We start from the raw sequence: 226 nt of genomic DNA, 5'->3' as shown, positions 1-226 counted from the left end.
AATCAACGTCGTAAAGATTTTTGTCATGGCGGAAGCAAGCCCAATGCTGCGCATTATGCCTTAGCTGAGTAAGAGAGACAGTTTGATGGAGAGTTCTTACTGGTCACGCAAAATATCGATAAATTACATGAACAAGCCGGTTCAAAGAATGTTATTCATATGCATGGTGAGATATTAAAAGCGCGTTGTGCTAAAACAAATCAGATTATTCCATGGAAAGCAGATC

Annotated in this window: 1 protein-coding gene; it reads left to right on the top strand. The window is 39.4% G+C overall.

Annotation, left to right across the window (positions count from 1 at the left end):
* Positions 1–99 precede the first annotated feature (99 nt).
* Positions 100–226: Sir2 family NAD-dependent protein deacetylase (locus V6256_RS15630; RefSeq protein ID WP_341599149.1), on the top strand; the 127-nt coding region annotated here is incomplete at its 3' end.

Origin of the sequence: Psychromonas aquatilis (assembly GCF_038155185.1) — a bacterium.
Taxonomy (GTDB): domain Bacteria; phylum Pseudomonadota; class Gammaproteobacteria; order Enterobacterales; family Psychromonadaceae; genus Psychromonas; species Psychromonas aquatilis.
The sequence above is the reverse complement of the archived record's forward strand: the minus strand, read 5'-3'. Positions and strand labels throughout refer to the sequence as shown.